This window comes from Silvania sp., assembly GCF_051656365.1.
Lineage (GTDB): Bacteria > Pseudomonadota > Gammaproteobacteria > Enterobacterales > Enterobacteriaceae > Enterobacter > Enterobacter hatchlandensis.
This window is the reverse complement of sequence record NZ_JBOGBT010000063.1, coordinates 1-14,609: the sequence shown is the minus strand read 5'-3', so window position 1 is coordinate 14,609 and position 14,609 is coordinate 1. Positions and strand designations below refer to the sequence as shown.

General features: G+C 56.4%; 12 protein-coding genes. 3 read left to right on the top strand and 9 right to left on the bottom strand.

Going from position 1 to position 14,609, the window contains the following annotated elements:
* Positions 1 to 98: 98 nt before the first annotated feature.
* From ACRDD5_RS12155 to ACRDD5_RS12145, 3 genes are read right to left on the bottom strand one after another with little or no spacing between them, the layout of a single operon-like run.
* Positions 99 to 1,877, bottom strand: a complete 1,779-nt coding sequence (locus tag ACRDD5_RS12155) for a SmdB family multidrug efflux ABC transporter permease/ATP-binding protein (protein WP_438676904.1) — start codon at positions 1,875 to 1,877, stop codon at positions 99 to 101.
* Positions 1,870 to 3,642 (bottom strand): SmdA family multidrug ABC transporter permease/ATP-binding protein, encoded by a 1,773-nt coding sequence (locus ACRDD5_RS12150; protein ID WP_438676903.1) that lies wholly within the window; start codon positions 3,640 to 3,642, stop codon positions 1,870 to 1,872. Before ACRDD5_RS12150 ends, ACRDD5_RS12155 begins: the two co-directional genes overlap by 8 nt.
* Positions 3,643 to 3,674: 32 nt before the next feature.
* Positions 3,675 to 4,133, bottom strand: a complete 459-nt coding sequence (locus tag ACRDD5_RS12145) for an Lrp/AsnC family transcriptional regulator (RefSeq protein ID WP_271280936.1) — start codon at positions 4,131 to 4,133, stop codon at positions 3,675 to 3,677.
* 112 nt (positions 4,134 to 4,245) lie between these two features.
* Between ACRDD5_RS12145 and ACRDD5_RS12140 the strand changes: the two genes are divergently transcribed.
* A complete protein-coding gene (locus ACRDD5_RS12140; RefSeq protein ID WP_438676902.1) occupies positions 4,246 to 5,295 on the top strand; it encodes a PLP-dependent cysteine synthase family protein in 1,050 nt (349 codons plus the stop codon).
* 40 nt (positions 5,296 to 5,335) lie between these two features.
* Here ACRDD5_RS12140 and cof read toward each other — a convergent pair whose 3' ends face one another.
* Entirely contained in the window at positions 5,336 to 6,154 is an 819-nt protein-coding gene (gene cof, locus ACRDD5_RS12135; protein WP_438676901.1) for an HMP-PP phosphatase, read from the bottom strand.
* Between the two features lie 102 nt (positions 6,155 to 6,256).
* Here cof and ACRDD5_RS12130 point away from each other — a divergent pair, with 102 nt between their 5' ends.
* Positions 6,257 to 7,957, top strand: coding sequence for an SgrR family transcriptional regulator (locus ACRDD5_RS12130; RefSeq protein WP_438676900.1), 1,701 nt, complete (start codon positions 6,257 to 6,259; stop codon positions 7,955 to 7,957).
* Between the two features lie 66 nt (positions 7,958 to 8,023).
* Positions 8,024 to 8,719 (top strand): 7-cyano-7-deazaguanine synthase QueC, encoded by a 696-nt coding sequence (gene queC / locus ACRDD5_RS12125; protein WP_271280932.1) that lies wholly within the window; start codon positions 8,024 to 8,026, stop codon positions 8,717 to 8,719.
* Positions 8,720 to 8,768: 49 nt separating this feature from the next.
* On the opposite strand, the gene ACRDD5_RS12120 is transcribed toward queC, so the two are convergent.
* The 5 genes from ACRDD5_RS12120 to lon form a co-directional block, all read right to left on the bottom strand.
* Positions 8,769 to 9,167: a YbgC/FadM family acyl-CoA thioesterase gene (locus ACRDD5_RS12120; protein ID WP_271280931.1), complete on the bottom strand. Its 399-nt coding sequence runs from the start codon at positions 9,165 to 9,167 to the stop codon at positions 8,769 to 8,771.
* Between the two features lie 96 nt (positions 9,168 to 9,263).
* Complete coding sequence (locus ACRDD5_RS12115) at positions 9,264 to 9,644, bottom strand: helix-hairpin-helix domain-containing protein (RefSeq protein WP_438676899.1); 381 nt, start codon at positions 9,642 to 9,644, stop codon at positions 9,264 to 9,266.
* A 148-nt stretch (positions 9,645 to 9,792) separates the two neighbouring features.
* Positions 9,793 to 11,667, bottom strand: coding sequence for a peptidylprolyl isomerase (gene ppiD, locus ACRDD5_RS12110; RefSeq protein WP_438676898.1), 1,875 nt, complete (start codon positions 11,665 to 11,667; stop codon positions 9,793 to 9,795).
* A gap of 211 nt (positions 11,668 to 11,878) precedes the next feature.
* Complete coding sequence (gene hupB, locus ACRDD5_RS12105) at positions 11,879 to 12,151, bottom strand: nucleoid-associated protein HU-beta (RefSeq protein WP_002444653.1); 273 nt, start codon at positions 12,149 to 12,151, stop codon at positions 11,879 to 11,881.
* A gap of 209 nt (positions 12,152 to 12,360) precedes the next feature.
* A partial coding sequence (gene lon, locus ACRDD5_RS12100) for an endopeptidase La (protein ID WP_438676897.1) occupies positions 12,361 to 14,609 on the bottom strand: 2,249 nt, incomplete at its 5' end.

Here is a 14,609-nt window from a genome sequence, read left to right as displayed (position 1 = left end):
AATAACTGGCGAAAAAAAACGCACCATGACAGTGCATGATGCGTTTCATTTTTGCACCAACCGTTTCAGCGGCCGGTAAGTTGCCTGTTTTTAGTGCATCAGGCGCTGAGCGACTCCTCCCGCACACTGGCGGCCAGCTCTTCACCTGCCAACTGCAGCTGATACATCTGCCAGTAACGGCCTTTCGCCTCAAGCAGTTGCTTGTGGGTGCCGCGCTCAACCGCTTGCCCGCGATGAAGCACCAGAATGGTATCCGCCTCTACAATTGTCGACAGGCGATGGGCTATGACGACCAGCGTGGTGTGCTCGCGCACCGCCGCCAGCGCCTGCTGGATGGCTTGTTCGGTACCGGAGTCGATGCTGGCCGTTGCTTCGTCGAGGATAAGCACCTGCGGGGTGTCAATCAGGACGCGAGCCAGCGCCAGAAGCTGCTTTTGCCCGACCGACAAATTATTACCCTGCTCGCCCAGTCGGGTGTGAATGCCGTCGTGCAGGCCGCGTGCCAGCGCCGCCAACTGGACTTTTTCCAGCACTTCCCACACCTGCTCCTCCGTAAACGGGCGGCCCAGGGTGACGTTGGCAAAGAAGGTATCGGCCAGTACCACCGGATCCTGCTGCACCATCGCCACCCCTTTACGCAGCGTAGCGTGACTCAGGGTCTCCAGCGGGCGACCGTCCAGACGAATTTCGCCTTCGGTCAGCGGGTAGTAACCCATCAGCAGGCTCGCGAGGGTGCTCTTCCCGCTGCCGGTATGCCCGACCAGTGCGACAAAACTGCGCGACGGCACCGTCAGGTTGATATCCTGCAGCACCAGCCGATCCTCGCGATAGGCAAAGGAGACATTCTCAAACTCGATAGTGCCGCTTTGCAGGTCGCGATTATCATTCCCGTAGGCCTGACGCGGTCGGTCCATCAGCTCAAAGACGCGCTCACCGGCGACCACTGCCTGCTGCAACATCGACTGCTGGGTGGTCAGCTCGATCAGCGGTTCATTAAGCCGCCCCAGATAGCTAATAAAGGCATACAGCACGCCAACCTCAATGGTCCCGCCTGCGGCGAAGCCAAACTGCATCAGCAAGCCGCACAGCACCAGTGCAGAGAACAGGCTTAACAGCGGGCGCAGTAAAAAACCGTCCAGCCGCAGCGTCTGCATGCGGGCCATATAGTGCGACCGGCTGGCCTCACCCATTCGCTCGCCAAATCGCGCCTGCTGACGGAACTGCTGAATGACGCTCATACCGTTGATGACTTCGTTAAAGCCATCGTTGATATCCGCCAGATAGGCGCGCATACGCCGCACAATCGGAGTGCTGTAACGCTGATAGATGATCATCACGATCATTACCGCCGGGAAGATCGCCATCGCCACCAGCGCCATTCGCCACTCGAGACTGAACATCGCCACCAGCATGGCCCCCACCAGCGCCGCACTGCGCAGCACCGTCGCCACCACCGTGACGTACAGATCGCGGATCACTTCCGTATCGTTGGTGACGCGGGAGATAATTTGCCCGACCGGCTGAGTGTCAAATTCACTCAGCGGCTGGCGAAGCGCGGCATCCATCACGTCGGTTCGCAGCTGTTGCACCACCCCGACGGCGGCCTGGTTAAACAGCAGCGACTGGACGTAATGCAGCCCGGCCGCCAGCAGCTGCAAGCCGATATAAGCGACCGCCAGCCCGACGACAAGCCCCAGCGGCAAATAGCTTTTGGCCACCATATTGTCGATAAAGTAGCTGATCAGCAGCGGACCGCTCACTTCGGCAATCGCGGCGACCCACAGCAGCACCACCGCCAGCGACAGCGGTTTGCGCCACGGCGAACCGTAGGCCAGCAGGCGCTTAAGGGTTGGCCACAGCTGGGAAAAACTACGCATCGGCGGCCTCCTCGTTGATTTCCGGCGCGTCATCGAGGGCCGCTTCCAGTTGCTGATAGCGATACATATCGCGATACCATCCTGGCTGTTCAGCCAGCTGTTCATGCTCGCCGCGCTGGGCAATGTGCCCGTGCTGCATCACCAGAATTTCATTGGCTTCGGTCAGGGCCGACAGCCGATGCGCGCTGATGATCACCGTACGCCCTTCTCCCCACTGGCGCAAATTGTGCAGGATCTGATGTTCGGTACGTCCGTCCACAGCAGAGAGCGCATCGTCCAGCAGCAGGATTTCGGCATTCAGCAGCAACGCGCGGGCGATGGAAATACGCTGTTTCTGCCCGCCGGAGAGCATCACGCCCCGCTCCCCGACCTCGGTTTCATAACCCTGCGGCAGGCGCAGGATGTCTTCATGCACGCTGGCGAGGCGGGCCACGTGCTCGATCTCTTCCCGGGTCGCCTGCGGGCAACCCAGCGCAATGTTGTTGCCGACGGTATCCGAGAACAGGAATGGCGTCTGGCTGACCACTGCCAGACGGCTGCGCCAGCTGTCTAACTGCAGCTGCGTGAGCGGGATATCGTGGAAGCGGATCTCACCCTGATCGATATCAAAATGGCGCTGGATAAGCGACAGCACGGTGCTTTTCCCGGCGCCCGTCGGGCCGCAGATGCCCAGCATTTGCCCCGGCTGCAGCGTAAAGTGCAGGTTTTCGAGCGTAGGTTGTTCGCTGTGCGGATAGGCGAACGCGCGAATAGCCACGTTCAGCTCGCCGCGCCCTTCCGGCACCGTTTCGCTGCCGTCATTCACTACCGGCGCTTCGGCAAGCATGGCGCGTATGCGGCTGTAAGCGGCGCTCCCGCGCTCAACAATGTTAAACATCCAGGCCAGAGCCAGCATCGGCCAGATCATCAGCCCCAGATACATGGCAAAGCTGGTCAGCTGCCCGAGCGTCAGGGAGCCGTTAATCACCATCCAGCTGCCACCGCCAATCGCCAGCAGGTTGGCGGTGCCGATGGCGATATAAATAGTGGGATCAAAGCGGGCATCGATGCGGGCCACGCGCAGGTTTTTGGCGCCGGTATCAGCAGCATCGGCGGCAAACAGCGCCGACTGGCGATCTTCCAGGCCAAAAGCTTTGATCATCCGGATGCTGGTCAGGCTTTCCTGGGTTCGATCGTTCAGGGATGAAAACGCCGCCTGCGCCAGCTTGAAGCGCTGATGCAATTGATCGCCATAGCGTTTGATCGCCAGCGCCATCAGCGGCATCGGCAGCAGGGCCAGCAGCGTCAGCTGCCAGCTGATTTGGGTGGACATCACGATCAGCACCGCACAGCCCATCACCAGCGAATCCACCAGCGTCAGCACCCCTTCCCCAGCGGCAAACACTACCCGGTCAACGTCATTGGTGGCGCGGGCTATAAGATCGCCGGTTCGGTGGCGCAGATAAAATTCCGGGTGCTGGCGGCTAAGCTGACGATAAAAATCTTCCCGCAGTTCTACCGCAAGCTGATAGGAGGCACCAAACAGCAGCACGCGCCAGACGTAGCGCAGCAGATAGACGACGATGGCGGTCAGCACAAGCGTGCCAATCCACATCATCACCCGTGCGGTGGTGTAGTGCTGTTCGGTCACGCCATCCACGACGTAGCCCACCACTTTTGGCGGGATGAGCTGCAAAATGGCAATGATAATAAGCAGGGCCACTGCGCCGAGGTAGCGTTGCCACTCCCGGCGAAAGTACCAGCTTAACTGAGCAAATAATCGCACGCGGTCTATTCCTGAGGATTGTAATCCGGCAGTTATTCAATAGGTAAGGCGGTGGTGTATTTTATCTGTTCCATCGCGAAGCTGGAGGTGACATTCGACAGACCGGGCACGCTGTTCACCAGCCGTTTATAGAAGTCATCATAGCGTTTCATGTCCGCCACCTGAACGCGCATCAGGTAGTCGTATTCGCCCGCCATGCGCCAGAAGCCCAGCACTTCCGGCATATCGGATACCACGGTAACGAACCGGCAGTACCAGTCACTGCTGTGATGCTGCGTTTTTATCAGAACAAACGCGGTCAATCCAAGCCCCAGTTTTTCGGGATCCAGCAGGGCCACGCGTGCCAGCAGGATACCTTCATCTTCAAGGCGCTTTAAGCGTTTCCAGCAGGGTGTGGTGGTCAGATTAACGGCATCCGCAAGCGCCTGCAAAGAGAGGGTGCAGTCACTTTGCAGCAAGGACAGCAGCTTACGGTCAATTTTATCTAGCATACCCACCCCGCAGAGAAAATTTTTCTCCTGACATTGTATTTTAAAGGTCAGATAGCAACAATTTTTTCTGTGCTTTTCGCTATGCTGGGCACAAAATGACAAACGGATTACTGTGATGAATAGCACCTGGGTTAAACACGCCATCAGCGAAATTAATGCCGATTATCAGCGCTCGGCCGATACACACCTTATTCGCCTTGCTCTGCCGGGGTTTGCGGGTATTCAGCTCTATCTGAAAGACGAAAGCACTCACCCTACCGGCAGCCTTAAACACCGTCTGGCGCGTTCGCTGTTCCTGTACGGGCTATGTAACGGCTGGATCAATGAAGGCACCACCATTATTGAATCGTCATCCGGTTCAACCGCCGTCTCTGAGGCCTATTTCGCGCGTCTGCTGGGCCTGCCCTTTATTGCCGTGATGCCGTCCTGTACCGCTAAACGTAAGATCGAACAGATTGAATTCTACGGCGGTCGCTGCCACTTCGTAGAGAGCGCCTGCGAAATCTATGCCGCCTCAGAGATGCTGGCCCGCGAGCTGAATGGCCACTATATGGACCAGTTCACCTTCGCCGAACGCGCGACGGACTGGCGCGGCAATAACAATATTGCCGACAGTATCTTCCGTCAGATGCAGAGCGAACCTCACCCGGTGCCCGCCCATATCGTAATGAGCGCCGGTACAGGCGGGACTTCAGCCACCATTGGCCGCTATATTCGCTGTCAGGGCTACGATACACGCCTGATGGTAGTTGATCCGCAAAACTCGGTGTTCCTCGACTACTGGCAGCAGCGCGATCTCTCCCTGCGCAGCCCGGTGGGCAGCAAAATTGAAGGGATTGGCCGCCCGCGCGTCGAGCCGTCGTTTATTCCCGATGTGGTCGACGAGATGCTGCGGGTGCCGGATGCCGCCAGCGTTGCCACCGCCCACTGGCTGGAAACGCAGCTGGGCCGCAAGGTGGGCGCCTCTACCGGCACCAACATGTGGGGCGCGTTACAGCTGGCCGCGCGGATGCGCGAGGCGGGGCAAACTGGCTCCATCGTTACCCTGTTGTGCGACAGCGGTGAGCGCTACCTCGACACCTATTACAACGCAGAGTGGGTAAAGGCTAACATTGGCGATGTGACGCCGTGGTCAGCAGAAATTGCCCGACTGCTAAAATAAAAAAAGCCAGACATTCGTCTGGCTTGCTGGAAGGGTCTCACTATTCGGGGGAATAAGGAAGATCGGGTGTGTCCAGCCAATGAGTTAGAAAATGGGACACTGCTTCATTACGGCAGTGTCCAATAACCGGCAAATGCGAGAGTTCAGCCATCAGCTGCGGCATCGCATTGCCCATAATCAAGCCGCGGCCGACGCTGCCCAGCATCTCCCGGTCATTCATGGCATCACCAAACGCCATGCACTCCTGCATACTGAAGCCGAGATGGTCGCTCAGCACCGCCAGGGCGGAACCTTTGTTGCATCCCACCGGCAGCACTTCCAGGCAATCCAGCGCGGAGAAGGTCAGGTGCGCGCGGCTGCCCAACGCCTCGTTGAGCTGAATGCGCAGACGGCACAGATCGTCGTGATCGCTGCAAAAACAGATTTTGGTTACCGCGTGGGCCGGGATCCGGCGCAGGTCGGTCAATTGATACTGGAAGCCGCTGTAAACATGCGCCTCGAGCAGGGCCGGAATTTCCTGGCCGGTCAGCCAGCCGGTATCGTTAAAAACGTGGATGCTGGCCTGAGTGTCCCAGCTGGTATGCAAGACCTGTTCGGCAACGTCCGGCGCCAGATCCTGGCGATAGAGTACGTCCCCTTCCAGCGAGTGAATGCGCGTCCCGTTGCCGGTGATCAAGAACGCGTCGAGCGATAGCGCGCCCATCAAATGGCGCATTTCCAGCACATGTCGTCCGGTGGCGAAGGTGAGGGTAATGTCGCGCTCGTGCAGTCGTTTGAGCGCACGCAGGGTTTTGTCGCCTAAACGGTGGTCCGGCATTAACAAGGTGCCGTCCATATCAAATGCAGCCAACCGCGCCATAGTGCTCCCGAAAATGTGAAGGGTTTAACTTGTGCATCAGTATTGCGTGATATATACGGAAGTAATACTGAATAGTTAAACATTATTGTTCCGGGTTTTTATATGCGACTGCTTAATCGACTCAATCAGTACCAACGGCTGTGGCAACCCTCAGCAGGTGGGCCGCAACAGGTGACCGTGGCCGAACTGGCCAGCCGCTGCTTTTGCAGTGAACGTCATGTGCGCACACTTTTGCGTCAGGCGCAGGATGCAGGCTGGCTAAGTTGGCACGCGCAGTCCGGACGCGGAAAGCGCGGCGACCTGCGCTTTCACGTGACGCCGGAGTCGTTACGCAATGCAATGATGGAAGAGGCGCTAAAAAGCGGTCAGCAGCATAATGCGCTGGAGCTGGCCCAGCTTGCCCCCCAGGCGCTGCGCGCGTTGCTGCACCCTTTTCTGGGCGGACAGTGGCAGAACAACACCCCTACGCTGCGTATTCCCTACTATCGCCCGCTCGACCCGCTGCATCCGGGCTTTTTACCGGGGCGCGCAGAACAGCATCTGGTGGGAGAAATTTTTTCCGGGCTGACGCGCTTTAACGACACCTACAGTGAACCCACTGGCGATCTGGCCCATCACTGGGAGATTTCTGCTGACGGGTTACGCTGGCATTTTTACATCCGCTCCACGCTGCACTGGCATACGGGCGACAAGATCGAGACGGGCCAACTGCAGAAACGGCTGATGATGCTGCTGACCCTGCCCGCGCTGCGCAAACTGTTTAACAGCGTAAAGCAGATCGAGCTGACGCATCCTCAGTGCCTGACGTTTGTGCTGCATCAGCCGGACTACTGGCTGGCGCACCGTCTGGCAAGCTATTGCAGTCGCCTGGCGCACCCGGAACAGCCGCTGACGGGCAGCGGACCGTTTCGGCTGACCCTGTTCGACCCGGATCTGGTTCGGCTGGAAAGCCACGAGCAGTACCATCTGGGGCATCCGCTGCTGAAAGCGATCGAATTCTGGATCACCCCCCAGTTGTTTGACCAGGATTTAGGCACCAGCTGCCGTCATCCGGTACAAATTGCCATTGGCGAGCCGGAAGAACTCGCCAGTTTACGGCTGGTCAGTAACAGTATCAGCCTTGGCTTTTGTTACCTCACGCTGAAACAGAGCGGACGGCTCAGCGAAATGCAGGCCCGCAGGCTGGTGGAGATCATTCATCAGTCGTCGCTGCTGCATACGCTGCCGCTGGACGAAAACCTGATCACCCCAACGCAGGAACTGCTGCCGGGATGGACCATTCCCCAATGGCCGCAGGCAAAGTGTATCCCCCTGCCCGAGAGGCTGACCCTGGCATATCACCTGCCGGTGGAGTTACATACCATGGCTGAACAGCTCAAGCGCTATCTGGCGCAGGAAGGATGTCAGCTGACGGTGATTTTTCATGATGCCAAAAACTGGGATGGCTGCACGTCGCTTGCTGATGCCGATATCATGATGGGCGATAGGTTAATTGGCGAAGCGCCGGAATATACCCTTGAACAGTGGTTACGCTGCGATGCGCTGTGGCCGCATCTGCTCAGCGCACCGCAGTTTGCCCATCTGATGGCAACCCTTGATGCCGTTCAGTCCCGACCCGATGCCGAAGAACGCCATCAGGGATTAAAAGCAGTCTTCGCCCGACTGATGGAGAGCGCGGTGCTGACGCCGCTGTTTAACTATCAGTACCAAATCAGCGCCCCGCCGGGGGTGAACGGCATCCGGCTCAACCCGCGCGGCTGGTTTAACTTTACCGAAGCCTGGCTACCGGCCCCGAAAGCGTGAAGAAGCTGGTCGCCGTCACGGGCAGACGTTACCATGCGTCTTTACTCGTCAAAGTTGGAAAGAATAATGAAACGTGCCGTTGTTGTGTTCAGTGGGGGGCAAGATTCCACCACCTGTCTGGTTCAGGCTTTACATCAATATGATGAAGTCCATTGTGTGACGTTTGACTATGGCCAGCGCCATAGCGAAGAGATCAAGGTTGCACAGAAACTGGCGGTCCAACTCGGTGCGCGGGCGCATAAGGTTCTGGATGTCACTCTGTTAAACGAACTGGCGGTGAGCAGCCTGACGCGCGATAGCATCCCGGTGCCGGACTATGAGCCGAATGCAGACGGTATTCCTAATACCTTCGTGCCGGGACGTAACATCCTCTTCCTGACGCTGACCGCCATCTATGCGTATCAGGTCCAGGCCGAAGCGGTGATCACCGGCGTGTGCGAAACCGATTTCTCCGGCTACCCGGACTGCCGGGATGAGTTTGTGAAGGCTCTCAACCACGCGGTGAACCTCGGGATGGCGAAAGATATTCGCTTTGAAACGCCGCTGATGTGGCTCGACAAGGCCGAAACCTGGGCACTGGCGGACTACTGGGGCAAGCTGGAACTGGTGCGTAGCGAAACGCTGACCTGCTATAACGGTATTCAGGGCGATGGCTGCGGTCAGTGCGCCGCCTGTAACCTGCGGGCCAACGGCCTGAATCAGTACCTGGCGGATAAGCCGTCGGTGATGTCGGCCCTGAAAAACAAAACCGGTCTTAAGTAACCGTCGTGTTGCCGGGTGAAAAGCCTTTTCGCCCGGCCCTCGCAGTGGGTTATTTAATTAGCTGCTCCAGTTTTTCACGCAACTCCCCTTCCAGCGGCAGCGCTTTTTGCGTGCGCAGATCGATACAGACAAAGGTAATTAACGCGTCCGCCACCACCTGCCCTTCGGGCTCTAGCGTAATGACCTGACTTAGCACACCGCTTTTGCCGTTTAACTGCTGAAGCTGACTGGTCACGGTCAACACATCGCTGAGCACGGCTGGACGGCGATAGTTAATATTGATATTCGCCACGACAAACGCGATGCGCTGCGCCGTCATCCATTGAAAACTGTCGCTGTTTTCCAGCCCATCCCAACGCGCCTCTTCAAGAAACTCGAGATAACGGGCGTTATTAACATGCTGATAAACGTCAAGATGAAAGCCGCGAACTTTGATTTGGGTCTGCATAGCACAATAACCTTCAGGGTTGTTATTTATAAGATTCAGAGGCCATAACTGGTATGACCTCTTTATCCTGGCAAATTTTTGCCACTGTGCAAGTTATTACAGCATCAGATGCGCGAGATTCCGCTCCACCAGCGACCCGCCAATGCCGGGAACCTGCGTCAGGTCGTCGAGTGTTTTGAAGGGACCGTACTCTTCACGGTAGCTGACTATCGCCTGCGCTTTTTTCAGACCCACGCCGTTCATTACCCGCGCCAGATCTTCTGCCGACGCGGCATTAATGCTTACCCGCTCCCCTGATGCCTCTGCAGTTTTGCCGCCTGTGGGGGCTTTCGCCTCCGGCGGCTTGGGTGTAGACGCCTCGACCTTACTTTGCGTGGCCTCCGTTTTACCCGCCTGAGTGGCCGCCAGCGTGCTGTGGCTCATTCCCACCGTGACGAGGGCAAGCGTCATAAAGAGGGCTTTGATTCCATGTTTCATGCTGTTGTCTCCTTGTTTGTTGACAGCCACATCACAATAAGCGGGCCGCATTTGGAGAACAAACAGCAGATTGCAGAAATGGAAAAGGCCGCGAAAGCGGCCTTTTGTTATTGCATTACGTTGCGAAAATCTGCGAGCAGTGACGTAATTACTGCTGTTGAGTAATGATATCGCCCAGCTTGATTTTGGCTTCTTTACGCAGGTTGCTCATCAGCGCTTCGAAAGCGATTTGGGCATTATTCTGCGTAATCCCCTTCACCATCGCGTTCTTCTGCTCTTCCGGCATGGTACCCGCTTTCACTTCGTCCAGTGCCAGAACCACCACATTGCCCTGCATATCGTTAGCGATACCGAAGCTCGGTTTGTCTTTCGCCGGCTGGGTCAGGCCGAATGCGGCCTGGCTAATCGGATCCTGACCGGTGCGGCTCAGCGTTTTCGCGGCACCGAAGCTCAGGCCCGCCGCTTTCAGCGCGTCGTCACCTTTACCGGCTTTCAATTCGGCCAGCAGCTTCTCAGCATCCAGCTTCGCCTGCTGAACAGCTTTGTTATGCTTCACCAGCGCGACGATCTGATCTTTCACAGTATCCAGCGGCTTGATCGCTTCCGGCTTGTGCTCACTCACGCGCAGCACAAAGGCACGATCGCCATCAACAGTGATGATGTCAGAGTTGCTGCCCGGGCTACCGTTCTCGCCCACCAGGCTACCGTTGAAGATAGCATCGGCAACCGGTTTGAAGTTCAGCTCTTCCGGCAGGCTGTCCTGACCGAACCAGCCGGTCTCAACAGCTTTTACGCCTGCAACCTGCTCAGCACCGGCCAGCGATTCGTTGTCATTGCTGGCCGCATCGCTCACCTTCTGCTGCAGCGCATAGAAGGTATCCAGTGCTTTTTCCTGCTTCACTTTCGCGGCGATCTCATCACGTACGTCAGCCAGCGGCTTGGTTTTTGCCGGTTGAACGTCGTCCAGACGTGCGACCAGGAAGCCCACGGACGATTTGATCACCCCTGACAGCTGGCCTTTCTCTTTCAGGCCGGCGTTTTTCAGCTCTTCAGGCGTGGTAGCGTCTTCCAGCCAGCCCATGTCACCGCCGTTTTTGGCAGAGATAATGTCGGTGGATTTCTCTTTCGCGACCGTTGCGAAATCAGCGCCCTTGTTCAGCTCGTCGAGAGCAGCTTGCGCATCGGCTTCGGTTTTAGCCTGAATTACGCTGAAACGGTTACGCTGTGGCTGAGTGAACTGATCCTGATGCTGATCGTAGTAAGACTGGATATCCGCATCTGATACGTCGCCCTGCATTGCTGCCACATCGAGCTTGATGTAGCTCACGCGGAACTGCTCAGGCGCCATAAAGTTACTTTTGTTCTGCTCGTAGTAGCTGTTCACTTCATCGTCGCTCGCCTGCTGTTTTGCAGCCAGCGCGTTAACGTCGAAAGTGGCTTCACGCACGACGCGCTGCTGAGAAACCAGCGCCGCCAGTTCGTCAGTTTCGCCCTTGAGCATGAAATCGGTACCCACAACGGCGTTAATCAGCTGCTGAGTCGTCAGCTGGTTACGCAGCGCCTGAGCGTACTGATCGGCCGACATCCCCATCTGGCTGATGATGGCGTTGTAGCGGTTGTTGTCGAACTTGCCGTCCGTCTGGAAAGCCGCGGTGGAGAAAATTACCTTCTTCACCTGATCATCGCTGATCCCAAGACCAAGGTCTCTGGCGTACTGATCCATCAGCGCTTCGTCAATGAGACGATTCAGCGTCTGCTGGCGCAGCGTTTTCATATAGCCTTCATTTGCCGCCAGTTCAGAGAACTGTTCGCCCAGTTGTTGCTGCATGCGGTTACGTTCACCGGCAAATGCATTCTCGAACTGCCCACGGCTGATTTCCTGGCCATTCACTTGTGCGGCGTAGTTTGCGCTACCGCCAATCAGGTAACCACTCACGCCGGTCAAAATGAACGACAGGATAATGATACCGAAAATAATCTTGAGCACGAGACTGTTAGCAGCCGTGCGTAAGCTGTCCATCATGGTGTAACCACACTCCGCTGTAGGTGACAGGTGACCTCACGCTAACGGCAAATCCCGACCGCTGCGCATAAAGGCGTATTGTGACAAGAAACCGGGGCAATTGTCAGCCCAGAACATGCATAAACTCGCATAAATAGGCTCTGGACAAACAAAAAAGGCACATCAAATGATGCGCCCTTAACTTTTTAACTTCCCTGATGCAAGAATGCGATCAGTTTACTGCGTCTTTCAGCGCTTTGCCCGCGCGGAAGCCCGGAACTTTAGCAGCAGCGATGGTGATCTCTTTGCCGGTCTGAGGGTTGCGGCCAGTACGGGCAGCACGCTCTTTAACAGCAAAAGTACCAAAACCAACCAGCGCTACGTCGTCCCCAGCCTGCAGAGATTCGGTAACAGAAGCAATTAAAGCATCTAACGCACGTCCAGCCGCAGCTTTGGAGATATCAGCACCCGCAGCAATTTTGTCAATCAGTTGAGATTTGTTCACTCTTCTCTTCCTCTCTTTATAATTTATATCGCGCCTGAATCCTTCACAACGCGACCGCGCAGCAGTTATATCAGGCCTGCCATGACCTTACAACACCCGTTGTTGAGGCTGGCCCAATCAGGGATCTAAATTAGCTATACAAAAAAAGGCTGGCAAGCACGAATTAGCCTACCAACCTTGTTTTTATTGACGCTCTTTGCGCGAGGTCACTATTTTGCGGTTACAACCTGCATTCCATAAGGCTCGTTCTGCAGCGCAAGCGCCAGAACTTCCTCAATGCGCTTCACCGGATGGATATCCAGATCGGCAATCACGTTGTCCGGGATCTCTTCCAGATCGCGCTTGTTTTCATGCGGGATCAGGACGGTTTTAATCCCACCGCGGTGAGCCGCGAGCAGTTTTTCTTTCAAACCACCAATCGGCAACACGAGGCCGCGCAGGGTGATTTCGCCGGTCATCGCCACATCGGCGCGAACCGGGTTGCCGGTCAGGCAGGAGACCAGCGCGGTACACATGGCGATACCGGCGCTTGGGCCGTCTTTCGGCGTTGCCCCTTCCGGTACGTGAACGTGGATATCGCGTTTCTCGTAAAAGTCCGCATTGATACCCAGTTTTTCCGCGCGCGCACGCACCACGGTCAGCGCAGCCTGAATGGACTCCTGCATCACTTCACCCAGCGAGCCGGTATACGTGAGTTTGCCTTTACCCGGTACGCAGGCGGTTTCAATGGTCAGCAGATCGCCGCCCACTTCCGTCCACGCCAGCCCCGTCACCTGACCGACGCGGTTTTCATTGTCCGCGCGACCATAGTCATAGCGCTGAACGCCGAGATATTCGTGCAGGTTGTCGCCGTTAATTTCAACGTGCTTCAGGGTCTTATCCAGCAGCAGCTTCTTCACCGCTTTACGGCACAGCTTGGAGATTTCGCGCTCCAGGCTACGCACGCCCGCTTCACGAGTGTAGTAACGAATAATGCTGATAATCGCACTATCCTCTACCGTAATTTCGCTCTCTTTCAGCGCGTTACGCTCAATCTGCTTAGAAAGCAGGTGGCGCTTGGCGATGTTCAGCTTTTCGTCTTCGGTGTAGCCCGAAAGACGGATCACTTCCATACGATCCAGCAGTGGAGCAGGAATGTTCATGGAGTTAGAGGTCGCCACGAACATGACATCGCTAAGATCGTAGTCCACTTCCAGATAGTGATCGCTGAACGCCACGTTCTGTTCCGGATCCAGCACTTCAAGCAGGGCAGACGCAGGGTCGCCGCGCATATCGGACGACATTTTGTCGATCTCATCCAGCAGGAACAGTGGGTTTTTAACGCCCACTTTCGCCATTTTCTGGATCAGCTTGCCCGGCATAGAGCCGATATAGGTCCGGCGGTGACCGCGGATTTCAGCTTCGTCACGAACGCCGCCCAGCGCCATACGGATGTATTTACGTCCGGTCGCTTTGGCAATGGACTGCCCCAGAGAGGTTTTACCCACCCCCGGCGGTCCTACCAGGCACAGGATCGGGCCCTTGAGCTTGTTCACACGGCTTTGAACCGCAAGGTACTCAAGGATGCGATCTTTAACACGTTCCAGACCGTAGTGGTCGGTATCGAGGATCTCTTGTGCCTGACGCAGATCTTTTTTGACCTTGCTACGGGCGTTCCACGGAACCTGTACCATCCACTCAATGTAGCCACGCACGACGGTCGCTTCGGCCGACATCGGAGACATCATTTTCAGCTTCTGCAGTTCTGCTTCGGCTTTCTCTTTTGCCTCTTTCGGCATTTTTGCCGCGTCGATCTTACGCTTCAGCGCTTCGTTTTCGTCCGGCGCATCGTCCATCTCGCCGAGCTCTTTCTGAATAGCCTTCATCTGCTCGTTCAGATAGTACTCGCGCTGAGATTTTTCCATCTGCTTCTTCACGCGGTTGCGAATGCGTTTCTCAACCTGAAGCAGATCGATTTCCGATTCCATCATCGCCATCAGATATTCCAGACGTTCGTTAACGTCGGACATCTCCAGTACGGACTGTTTGTCCGCCAGCTTAAGCGGCATGTGCGCAGCGATGGTGTCTGCCAGACGCGCAGGATCGTCGATGCTGTTCAGCGACGTCAGCACTTCCGGTGGGATTTTTTTGTTCAGCTTGATATAGCCTTCGAACTGGCTAATCGCGGTGCGAACCAGCACTTCTTGCTCACGCTCATCAAGCTGCGGCGATTCAAGGTATTCCGCTTTTGCCGCGAAGTGTTCGCCATCATCAGACAGCGTGGTAATACGCGCACGCTGCAGCCCCTCGACCAGCACCTTAACGGTGCCGTCAGGCAGCTTCAGCATTTGTAAAATAGAGGCCACGGTCCCGACGGTGAAAAGATCGTTTACACCCGGCTCATCCGTTGATGCTTCTTTCTGCGCAACCAGCATGATTTTTTTATCATGATCCATGGCGGCTTCAAGGCAACGGATAG

Coding starts and splice junctions, on each gene's coding strand:
- ACRDD5_RS12155 (WP_438676904.1), bottom strand. CDS start 1,877: ATGCGTAGTTTTTCCCAGCTGTGGCCAACCCTTAAGCGCCTGCTGGCC.
- ACRDD5_RS12145 (WP_271280936.1), bottom strand. CDS start 4,133: ATGCTAGATAAAATTGACCGTAAGCTGCTGTCCTTGCTGCAAAGTGAC.
- cof (WP_438676901.1), bottom strand. CDS start 6,154: ATGGCGCGGTTGGCTGCATTTGATATGGACGGCACCTTGTTAATGCCG.
- ACRDD5_RS12130 (WP_438676900.1), top strand. CDS start 6,257: ATGCGACTGCTTAATCGACTCAATCAGTACCAACGGCTGTGGCAACCC.
- queC (WP_271280932.1), top strand. CDS start 8,024: ATGAAACGTGCCGTTGTTGTGTTCAGTGGGGGGCAAGATTCCACCACC.
- ACRDD5_RS12120 (WP_271280931.1), bottom strand. CDS start 9,167: ATGCAGACCCAAATCAAAGTTCGCGGCTTTCATCTTGACGTTTATCAG.
- ACRDD5_RS12115 (WP_438676899.1), bottom strand. CDS start 9,644: ATGAAACATGGAATCAAAGCCCTCTTTATGACGCTTGCCCTCGTCACG.
- ppiD (WP_438676898.1), bottom strand. CDS start 11,667: ATGATGGACAGCTTACGCACGGCTGCTAACAGTCTCGTGCTCAAGATT.